The sequence below is a fragment of the Bacteroidales bacterium genome (assembly GCA_018334875.1).
Taxonomy (GTDB): Bacteria; Bacteroidota; Bacteroidia; order Bacteroidales; family UBA12077; genus JAGXLC01.
In genome coordinates, this window is the sequence record JAGXLC010000147.1 from 1 (window position 1) to 9,762 (window position 9,762).

A 9,762-nucleotide genomic window follows, 5' to 3' on the forward strand; every position below is an offset into this window, starting at 1 on the left:
CTTCTTTTCATAAGCCTTGATTTAAAACCCCGCAAAATACAAATGAATTTTGAAAAATACACGTTAATGACTATTTTAAACGAATGGCTATATTCTGAATTCCTTCGGAATCAGCAGGAAGGAATGGTTGTTGTTCCTGTCCGTTGATTGTAAAAGTAGCTATTTGGTTTCCCGAACCTTTCACTGAAATGTTCAGAACAGAATCACGATATCTGAGGTGTTTTAGCCTGAAATTTTCAAATTGATAAGGAATAAAAGGCTCAAAGCGTATTCCTTCAGTATCAAACCGCATTCCCAACAATCCTCTGAGAATGATTCTGATGTATCCTGTGGCTCCCCAGGTTTGCCGGTTAGTAGATTCCCATTCCCTGATTCCACCTTCATTGGACTCCTGAAGGCCTCCATAGGGTCTACCGGTTTTGGGATGGTAAATTTCCCTGAACTGCCGGTCCCGATAGGCATGCTGGGTTAACTGTTCAAATTCATGGGTAAACCGGTTTTCATTGCCATACCTGGCAGACACTTCGGCCCAGAAACCCTGAATGTGTGACCAGACTACACCGCTGTGGCGACCATATCCGCCGGCATATCGATATCTTGGGAAAGAAGGATAAACGCAGGGAATTCCAGCCGGCTCTACAACCGCATTCTCCAAAACCTGCCGGGTTTGCTCAGCATCAGCTATGCCAAATATTAGTGCATAGGCCAAACCCATTCCTTCCTGGTAATCACAATTGCCATGTGGATCAACCAAATAACGATAAGTTCCCTCTTCTTCATCCCAAAAATGCCGTTTGATAGCTCTTTTTAAATTCCTGGCTTTAATGTTCCATTCTTCATGAACCTTCCTGCCCAGTTCTTTCTCCATTTCGGGCAATATTTTATATACCCCGTAATACATGCAATTGGTGGAAAGCACATGCATTGGGAGACCATATCCTTCTTCAGCCGTCAAATCAGGATTTTCTTCAACCCATTTGCCGATAGTGCTTACCGATTTGGCTCCTGTATATTCGCCGGTCCTGGAATATAAATCGGGATATGCAGCCACACCATCGCCATACACAGCAGGCCCCCGAAACAAATTAAAGACTTCGGAAAATTCATTATCTTCCAGTTGTAACAAAGTATTGACCGCTGCCTGATAAGCATTCTTCAGGAAAGTGCAGTCTCCGGTATAAAGATAGAGATTCCAGGCGCCAATGGTCCATAACATTTTATCCCAATACTCCCCCTGGATCACCAACTCTCCCTGTTTATTCCTTTCCAGACAGGAAAGCAGGGTCCTTTGAGAAATTTCAGGTAAAAACAACCCTGCCCCGTTCCATACATTGATAGCAGCATCCCTTGTCCAGGGACCATGATAATCCAAACCGGCAAACAACAATGGTTGTTCCTTTTCAATCAGTCCAAAACTGCCCAGCCGGAGGTTTGAATAGATATCTCCGAGCGCTATATGAAAAACAGCTTCTACAATGTCTTTCCCACGGTCATATGTTTTTAGAGCAGGGTAATGGGAGTAAATATTCATTTATTTGACAGATAACGGGATTACGAGCAATAATAATAAAAAAATTAAAGTGTATGTAAAGACAATAATTTTCATTACGGGATTTTAATTGAACAAAGATATAATGAGAGCAGGCCATTTTCCAATTAATAATAAAATCTATATAACACTTTGAACACAATAAAAATAAAATCATTACAATTTATATCTTTACCATTGTGAAAACAAAAATATCATACCAAAACATTTCCGCCGCTATACTCGCCGGAGGCACCAACAGCCGCTTTAACGGCAGGATAAAATCCCTGGTGCCTTTTCATAACAAGCCTATAATGGAACACCAGACAGAGGTATTGAAGAGTCTCTTCCCCGAAATATTACTCATCACCAATTCCCCCGATAGATTCGCAAACTATAAGGACCTTATCATCTATACTGATATCATTCCTCATAAAGGGCCATTGTCCGGCATTCATACTGCCCTGAAAAAATCAGGTCATGATCAGGTATTCATTGTAGCCGGAGACATGCCATTCATCAATGGAAACACCATTGCCGGTCAAATCAGGACTGCAGGAAAAGAAAAATATGAGGCCATTATCCCCAGGGTGAACAAAAACATTGAACCGCTTCACGGTGTTTACCATAAAAGCGGGCTTGATAAACTTGAAGCCTTGCTTCAATCCGACAAGCCATCATCGGTAAAAAAATTTCTGAAAACCATTAATACCTTTTATTGGGAAACAGATGACGAAACACCATTCATCAATATCAACACACCTGAAGAACTGAACCGTTATGAAAAAGGTGAACATCACAAGAATAGAGAACGGTAAAAGAAAACAGAAGGAAGATCATGTCATAAAGGAGGTGACTTTAAAGGTGGTAATAAACGGCAAAGAAACGCTCACTCTTCCTTGTTCAGGTAATTATGTTAATGAGATGATCACCGGATATCTATACACCAATGGCTATATCAGCACCCCAGGAGATATCAGGTCGCTGGATTACCACATGGAAAGCCGGACCGCCTCGGTGAGCCTTGAAAAAAGCAAAAGCCTCATGGATGGCTTTGAAGATAGTGCAGGCATAGAATTATCCAGTTCGCAAATACTGGAATTCATGGATACATTTTCGGGGCTTTCGGAACAGTTCAGGATGACCGGGGCTGTCCACACGGCTGCAATGGCCACTCAAAACGGTATCCAGAAACATTTTGACGACATTGGCCGCCACAATGCCATCGACAAGCTTATCGGGTATGGTGTGACAAATAACGAACCCTTTTCGGACAAGTGCTTGCTGCTCACCTGCCGGATGTCTCAAAGCATCATCTCCAAAGTGATCAGTGCAGGGTTCCCGATGGTGGTTTCAACCAGCCCGCCAACCGATAAGGCGCTGGAAATGGCAAAGGAGAACAACATTGCTATGGCCGGCTTTGCCCGCGGCAAGCGGATGAACATCTACAATGGAGAAGAATCTTTTCTTTAAAATTATTTAATTGAGAGATCGCATGTTGCGCTTTTCCTATTCAACCATTCAACCATTCAACCATTTAAGCATTCAAGCATTTAATCCCGCCTCCACTTCGTTTCCGCGGGCACTCATTCAATCCCGCCTCCATTACATTTCGGCGGGCAGGCATTCAATCGTTCTCTCATGGCTCATCCATGAACATCCAGATCATTGACCATATAGATGCTGTGATTTAATGTAGGTAGGATGATCTCCAGATATTCATCCACAGCCTTTGAACTTCCCGGAAGGGCATAAATAAGCGTCTTATTCATCACTCCGGCAACAGAGCGGCTAACCAGGGCATTGGGGTTGTCCCGGCCGAATTTCATACGGATCATCTCCATGATACCAGGAATTTCTTTGTCTAAAAGCATGCTGAGGGTTTCAGGGGCAATATCGCGACTTCCCAGACCGGTTCCACCGGTGGTTATCACCACATCGTAGTCGTCTGATCTGGCATTCTGCAACAGATTGATCAATTCATGCTGCTCATCGGGTATGATCTCTCTTTTTACTTCATAACGTTCAAAATGATTTCCCAGAAAATCATTTAGCCGGGCCTCTATTTTCTCCCCGCTTTTATCGGAATACTGACCTGATGAAGCGCGGTCGCTCATGGTAATTACAAGACCTTTGTAGATTTTCGGCCGGTAGGTAAGGATACCATTCACTTTAAGTGCCCCTTTTTCCACAACCCGGGTAAAAATTCCTTCCTCAGGCATGGCACATTTTCCCACCTCTCTGTAGATGGCACAATTACCGCCATGGCATTTCTTGCCAATCTGGGTAACCTCCAGTACGACCGAATCTCCTACAAATCGGTCGAGCGGTTGAACCTGGGTAAGGTCCATTCCTTCAATGGTCAGGTTCTCGGCAAACTCGCCGGGATTGATCTTGCGGCCGGTGCGTTTATAAAAATTCTCCAGGCTTCTTACTGACATCAGGCTGACCTGACGATGCCAAGGTCCCGCATGGGCATCTCCTCTTATGCCCCACTCGTCAATAGTAGCCTCGCCCACAGACTTCTTAATGGTTCCCTTTTCTTTGGAAGTGTTAATGGAACGTATGGTTATGGTGGTTTCTTCCATGGTTAAATTGCTTCTTTCTTTTTTTCAAGCAGACGGATCTCTCCAATCTTCATATTTTTGTCCACTGCCTTGCACATGTCATAAACAGTCAACAAGGTCGTGCTGACAGCAGTCAGGGCTTCCATCTCCACGCCGGTTTTGCCGATGCAACTGACTTCACTTTCAACCTCCACACCCTTCTCCTTCAGACAGGCCTGAACATGGACACTGGTTAACGGTATAGGATGGCACAAAGGGATCAGATCACCGGTTTTTTTGGCAGCCTGTATCCCGGCTATCTGGGAAACAGTAAGCACATCCCCTTTTTTGATCTCGTTCTCGCGAATCAACTTCACTGTTTCTTCCTGTAGCTCAATAAAGCCTTTTGCACGGGCAATACGCCTCTGTTCTTCCTTATTCCCTATATTTACCATCCTGGCTTTGCCCTCCCTGTCGGTATGACTGAATTTTTGCATATCTTTCCCTGTTCTGATTTTTACACTGTGAATAAAGATCAACCTGAATCTCTTTATCAGGGCCATCACCCTCCCATGCGATAAAAAGTACAGGTAGTATTGATGCCACCTTTACGGGGCTTTCTGTCCAAAGCAAGCGCAAAAGCCTTTTCTTTACCCAATTTTCTAATATCGAAGCCCATATTACTAAACAAGCAGGGCTTCAACCTTCCATCGGAAGTTAAACGCAAACGGTTACAATTTCTGCAATCTCCACCGGTTCCGCCTTCTACAACGGAAAAAGTTCCTTTATTCAGATCCATCTCCCGTATGAGTCGTAACTCCAATCCGTTTCTATGACAAAAATCTTTTAAGTTTCTTTGGTCATCTTCGGTAAAACCCTTATGAACCACCGTATTGATTTTAACAGGATTTAATCCTTCCCTTTGTGCGGATTCCACCCCTTCAATCGCTTTCAGAAGATCCCCTCCGCGGGTTATTCTGCTGTACTTTTCCGGATCAAGGGTATCCAGGCTTACATTAACCCTGTCCAGCCCGGACTTTGCTAGGTCCCTGGCATAATCCTTCAGAAAAATACCGTTGGTAGTCATGGAAAGGTCCTTAATCCCTTTTATATCAGAAAGCATTTTAACAAGCTTAATGATATCCCGCCGGATCAGAGGTTCTCCACCGGTAAGCCTTACCTTGTCAATTCCCTGACCTACAGCATAACGAACCGTATCTGTAATTTCCTCATAGGAAAGAATATCTTCGTAACGCAGAAGCTCTACTCCTCCGGGCGGCATACAATAGTAACACCGCAGGTTGCATTTATCTGTAACGGAAACCCGGAGATAGTTAATCTTTCTGTTATATCTGTCGTACATGAACCAAAGTATCCTTTTTAAGCATCTCAGTTTCTGAAGGGATATGAATAAAGCCATCGGCATCCAGTAAAGCATGTATATGACCCGAACCATGATAATTCACAGCATATACCTTCCCTTCCTTTATTTTTACTGGCTTCCAGGTATCACGCCCTGATTTTTTTTGCCTGAAGTCCGAACCCAGGGGCATTTTGATTTCCGCCGGCTTATAATGGGTCCCCATCATTTGATAGATAAGAGGTTTGATCAACAATTCAAACTGCAGAAAAGTAGAAACCGGATTACCCGGGAGCCCAATCACCAAGTGGTTATCCCTCTTTCCGAATATGGTAGGCTTACCCGGCTTCATTGCGATCTCATGAAACAGTATATCCATTCCGGCTTTTTCCATCATCCCGGGTACAAAATCGTAATCGCCCATCGATACTCCTCCGGTAAGCAAGGTTAAATGATTGTTTTCAACACTTTCCGTTAAAACCTTCAGAATGGCCTGGGCCGTATCCTGAACAATGCCTTCATAAGAAGCATTAATCCTCATTGTCTGGAATTGTGATTCCAACTGAACCGCATTTGTATTTCGGATTTGTCCTGAAGTAGGACTCTGTTCGGGTTCTACGAGCTCATTCCCTGTGGTTATGATATTGACCCGGGGCTGTTTACTCACCAATGGCTGAACTTTACCCACTGAAGCCATTACAGCTATATGCTGGGACTTTATGATGGAACCCCGCGGAACAATAACATCCCCTTGACGGAAATCCTCTCCTCTTTCAGCAATATTCGATTTGTTTCCCGTTTTTTTGATCTTTACACTGCCTTCATCTCTTTCCTCCACGTTTTCAACCATCACAACCACATTTGTATTTTCCGGAACTTCGGCACCGGTCATAACCTTTGAGCAAGTTCCCGGCTTGATGGGTTGTGAGGGTTGCGTTCCGGCAGGTATAACTTCCAAAACCCTGATTTCCTCACCGGCTTGCGGATCGACACATGCATATCCATCCACGGCCGACTTATCGAAAGGAGGCATATCTCTGTCGGCCTGGACATCCTCTGCCAGGACACGATTTAAGGCTTCATTCAGTATGATCCACTCCGGGCGCAAAGCCGGAGCATTTTCCATTATCGTACGGTATGCCTCTTCAAAAGATATCATAACGTTTTTTTAAATTCCAGGTATGGTTGTCAATTTTAATATAACGTTCAATATGCCTGAACATCTCCCCGCCAGTCTCCACGATTAAATCCGCACAGGAAGATACTGCCTTTGCGCTTTGCTTCTGCTCTTTTCCTCTTTTATTAACCATAACAAAAATTCCCGGCTCAAGGTTGCTCCTTAATGCATTGGATTCAACAATCATCAAATTAACATGGTTCGATATTTCCATAATTTTTTGCACCACCTTTTCTTCATTATCCGTAATGGAAACTAAAAACCAGCTTTCGGCCGCCCCTGCTGCAAGATATTTCCCTGAATCTTTCATAAGGCGTGGGTTGTTCTCTTTTATCTCCAAATAACCCGCTTCTGAAGCCTGAGGATAATGCCCGCGGAATATATCCCTGTCACCATATAATGCAACTTTTACAGCAGCTATGGAATACTCCTTACCGAAATTTTCCAGTAACCGGCATATCAGTTCAGTTTTTCCGGCCTTTCTTGAATTCCCTCCAACCAACAAAATATTGTATTGCTTTTCACTCATCTTCTGTCTTTATAAATAAGTAAAGGTAAGAAAAATATATGAAGACGTGAAACCCCCAATCAAAGACTTTGGACCCTTATGGCTGAAGCTTTGAAACCGGCCCACACACTCATATCTTTTCTCATATTGAGGCGATTGAAACTATCATGACTGATCATCACGGCTAATTTTACACCAATATCCAGAACCACCTCCAAACCGTTATGGGTGGGGATGATTTCAAGAATGGTTCCTTTGAAGTTATTCAGTGCTGTGGATTCGAGTCTCTCCCGGGATATTATTACATTCTGTGCATCAAGAGTAAGTATGGCTTCTCCTTGAATTTTGTCGTCAAGCACATAAAAAGCGGTATGATCATTGATCCGTGCCAGTTTGTGTTTTTTGCCCGATATGGGTTCGACGACAGCATGATAAAAATTTTTGATCCCAACAAAGTCAGCAATAAATTTACTCTTCGGATTTCGGAACACCCGGTCGATATCTCCCTGCTGCACGAGGGTACCTCCCTGCATCACTCCCACCCGGTTAGCAAGCGCAAGGGCTTCTTCATAATCATGGGTGACATGCACAATGGTCTGCCCCCTGCGGTTTAGTTCACGCAGCAATGCCTGCAGCTCCTTTTTAAATTGAACGTCCAGGGAGCTCAGAGGTTCATCAAGCAGGAGCAGCCGAGGACCGAAGGCAAGGGTTCTGGCAAGTACCGTACGCTGGGCTTCACCTCCTGAAAGCGTATCGGGATACCGATTAAGCAAATGCGTTATTTGCATGGTTTCAGCAAGATCTTTTATCCGGCTATCTATTTCTGAACCGGAAAATCCCCTCCTTTTCAACGGATATGCAATATTTCCAAACACTGTGAAATGGGGAAATATAGCATGATCCTGAAAAACAAGCCCCATCGGACGGTCTTGAATTCTTTGTTTGGTGATATCCCGGCCCTCCAGCTCAATCATGCCTTCATCAGGCACAATCAGCCCTGCCAAAATCTCTAGCAATAGGGTCTTGCCTGCTCCCGATTTACCCAATATCACATAATAATCTCCTACCTCCACACGAAGATCAATGTCACGGATTCTAAAACCATCAAATGATTTACTGATATTTTTTAGTTCCAGCATAATTTCTGTTTGATAACGAGCGCAACACAATAAAAAAAATCAGGCTGATCAGTATGAAAAGCACAGCAACCGGCCGGGCATATTCCAGGCCGAAGGTACCAAAACGTTCATAAATCAGGACAGGGGCTATCATTGGATGATAGGCCACAATCACTACTGCTCCAAACTCGCTCATGCCCCTTGCAAACATGAGCACCATGCCGGACACAATGTGTCTCCAGGCGAGCGGCAAGGAGATCGTGAAAAAAACGCGCAGGGGTGAAGCCCCCAGGTTCATGGCAGCCTGTTCCAGCCTTACCGGAACGTTTTCAAAACCATCTTTTGCCGCATTGATTAAAAAGGGTATGCTGACAAAAGCCATGGCAAGGGCGATACCCACAGGGTGTCCCACTAACGTTAAGCCTACAGAAGAGGCTGCCTTACCAAGAACCGTACCTCTGGATATAAAGCCCAGGATCGCTATACCTGCAGCAGTATGGGGAATAACTATAGGAAGATCAATTATGCCCAGAACAAATCTTTTCATGAAAAAATCCCTTCTTGCCAGAATATAAGCAAAAGGTATTGCCAGAATGGCAAAAAACAGGGTTCCCAAAGCCGAGGTCAATAACGTAAGCCTTATGCTGGAAATGACTTCCTTATCCTTTGCAGCGTCAATAAAACCCGACACCTCAGTATGAAGGAACATACCCATCAAGGGTGCGATGATAAAAAGCAGCACCAAACCCCCTAAAAAAGAAAAAACAAGTCGTATTGTGTCTATTTGATTCATGCAGCCTAAAATATTTAACTTCTTGCTTTCAAATTTACTTGTTAAAGGTGCAACCCATCATTTGAACAAAAAATTTAAAGGCATAAATAATGAGAATAGATTTTGAAACATACTTATATTTTTACTAATTTAGCCCGAATTATTCTTGAATAATTCTGACGCTATTGAAAAACCTGGCTTTTTGCTTCAATAAATTTCGCAAAAAGCCGGTTTTTCTAATGCGGGGTTACCTGCCCACCGAAGCTAGCGCAGGCGGGCCTGCATCCACCCCGCAATCCACCCCGCATTCATAAACTTCACTTCGTTTGTTTATGAATAATGCAGGTTAGTAAAATGATTTAACAAATTTAACCATAAAAATTTTGTGAGCTATGAGTCCAAAAAAATATACGAGACGAGATTTCCTGAACACCCTGCTTTCAGGAATTGCTTTAGGCGCATTCATGATGCAATGCCAGACAAAAGATGAAAACGGGATGCCTACCCGTCCCTTAGGAGAAACAGGGGAAAACGTTTCCATAATTTCTCTTGGTGGATGGGATATAGGCGTTGACTCAAACTCCGAATCGGAAGCCATCAAAATCATGCATGAAGCCATTGCCGAAGGTTTGACCTTTTTTGACAATTGCTGGGAATATCACAACGGCTACAGCGAAGAACTTATGGGAAAAGCCCTGACCCAGGACAACAAAAGGGATAAGGTATTTCTGATGACCAAAGTTTGTGGCCGCG

The 9,762-nt window shown here is 43.7% G+C and carries 11 protein-coding genes; 3 read left to right on the forward strand and 8 right to left on the reverse strand.

The window, feature by feature from the left end:
- Positions 1–70: 70 nt before the first annotated feature.
- Positions 71–1,531: a hypothetical protein gene (locus KGY70_12055; GenBank protein MBS3775915.1), complete on the reverse strand. Its 1,461-nt coding sequence runs from the start codon at positions 1,529–1,531 to the stop codon at positions 71–73.
- A gap of 197 nt (positions 1,532–1,728) precedes the next feature.
- On the opposite strand from KGY70_12055, the gene KGY70_12060 reads away from it, so the two are divergent.
- The gene (locus KGY70_12060; protein ID MBS3775916.1) at positions 1,729–2,346 is read left to right on the forward strand and encodes a molybdenum cofactor guanylyltransferase; all 618 of its coding nucleotides are present in this window, start codon (positions 1,729–1,731) and stop codon (positions 2,344–2,346) included.
- Complete coding sequence (locus tag KGY70_12065) at positions 2,309–3,001, forward strand: formate dehydrogenase accessory sulfurtransferase FdhD (GenBank protein ID MBS3775917.1); 693 nt, start codon at positions 2,309–2,311, stop codon at positions 2,999–3,001. The genes KGY70_12060 and KGY70_12065 overlap by 38 nt, the downstream gene beginning before the upstream one ends.
- Positions 3,002–3,174: 173 nt before the next feature.
- On the opposite strand, the gene KGY70_12070 is transcribed toward KGY70_12065, so the two are convergent.
- The 7 genes from KGY70_12070 to KGY70_12100 form a co-directional block, all read right to left on the reverse strand.
- A complete protein-coding gene (locus tag KGY70_12070) occupies positions 3,175–4,116 on the reverse strand; it encodes a hypothetical protein (protein ID MBS3775918.1) in 942 nt (313 codons plus the stop codon).
- Between the two features lie 2 nt (positions 4,117–4,118).
- Positions 4,119–4,571: a cyclic pyranopterin monophosphate synthase MoaC gene (gene moaC / locus KGY70_12075; protein MBS3775919.1), complete on the reverse strand. Its 453-nt coding sequence runs from the start codon at positions 4,569–4,571 to the stop codon at positions 4,119–4,121.
- A 65-nt stretch (positions 4,572–4,636) separates the two neighbouring features.
- Positions 4,637–5,437, reverse strand: coding sequence for a radical SAM protein (locus KGY70_12080; protein ID MBS3775920.1), 801 nt, complete (start codon positions 5,435–5,437; stop codon positions 4,637–4,639).
- The gene (locus KGY70_12085; GenBank protein ID MBS3775921.1) at positions 5,421–6,593 is read right to left on the reverse strand and encodes a molybdopterin molybdotransferase MoeA; all 1,173 of its coding nucleotides are present in this window, start codon (positions 6,591–6,593) and stop codon (positions 5,421–5,423) included. The genes KGY70_12080 and KGY70_12085 overlap by 17 nt, the downstream gene beginning before the upstream one ends.
- Positions 6,580–7,140, reverse strand: coding sequence for a hypothetical protein (locus tag KGY70_12090; protein MBS3775922.1), 561 nt, complete (start codon positions 7,138–7,140; stop codon positions 6,580–6,582). Before KGY70_12090 ends, KGY70_12085 begins: the two co-directional genes overlap by 14 nt.
- 59 nt (positions 7,141–7,199) lie before the next feature.
- Positions 7,200–8,258 carry an ATP-binding cassette domain-containing protein gene (locus KGY70_12095; GenBank protein ID MBS3775923.1) on the reverse strand — a complete coding sequence of 353 codons (1,059 nt, stop codon included), beginning with the start codon at positions 8,256–8,258 and terminating at the stop codon, positions 7,200–7,202.
- Positions 8,233–9,030, reverse strand: a complete 798-nt coding sequence (locus tag KGY70_12100; GenBank protein ID MBS3775924.1) for an ABC transporter permease — start codon at positions 9,028–9,030, stop codon at positions 8,233–8,235. The genes KGY70_12095 and KGY70_12100 overlap by 26 nt, the downstream gene beginning before the upstream one ends.
- A 371-nt stretch (positions 9,031–9,401) precedes the next feature.
- On the opposite strand from KGY70_12100, the gene KGY70_12105 reads away from it, so the two are divergent.
- The coding region (locus tag KGY70_12105; GenBank protein ID MBS3775925.1) for an aldo/keto reductase at positions 9,402–9,762 on the forward strand (361 nt) is incomplete at its 3' end.

Bases quoted from the DNA above. Each gene is read 5' to 3' on its own strand.
- moaC (MBS3775919.1), bottom strand. From the start codon at position 4,571: ATGCAAAAATTCAGTCATACCGACAGGGAGGGCAAAGCCAGGATGGTA.
- KGY70_12100 (MBS3775924.1), bottom strand. From the start codon at position 9,030: ATGAATCAAATAGACACAATACGACTTGTTTTTTCTTTTTTAGGGGGT.
- KGY70_12080 (MBS3775920.1), bottom strand. From the start codon at position 5,437: ATGTACGACAGATATAACAGAAAGATTAACTATCTCCGGGTTTCCGTT.
- KGY70_12065 (MBS3775917.1), top strand. From the start codon at position 2,309: ATGAAAAAGGTGAACATCACAAGAATAGAGAACGGTAAAAGAAAACAG.
- KGY70_12095 (MBS3775923.1), bottom strand. From the start codon at position 8,258: ATGCTGGAACTAAAAAATATCAGTAAATCATTTGATGGTTTTAGAATC.
- KGY70_12070 (MBS3775918.1), bottom strand. From the start codon at position 4,116: ATGGAAGAAACCACCATAACCATACGTTCCATTAACACTTCCAAAGAA.
- KGY70_12055 (MBS3775915.1), bottom strand. From the start codon at position 1,531: ATGAATATTTACTCCCATTACCCTGCTCTAAAAACATATGACCGTGGG.
- KGY70_12090 (MBS3775922.1), bottom strand. From the start codon at position 7,140: ATGAGTGAAAAGCAATACAATATTTTGTTGGTTGGAGGGAATTCAAGA.
- KGY70_12085 (MBS3775921.1), bottom strand. From the start codon at position 6,593: ATGATATCTTTTGAAGAGGCATACCGTACGATAATGGAAAATGCTCCG.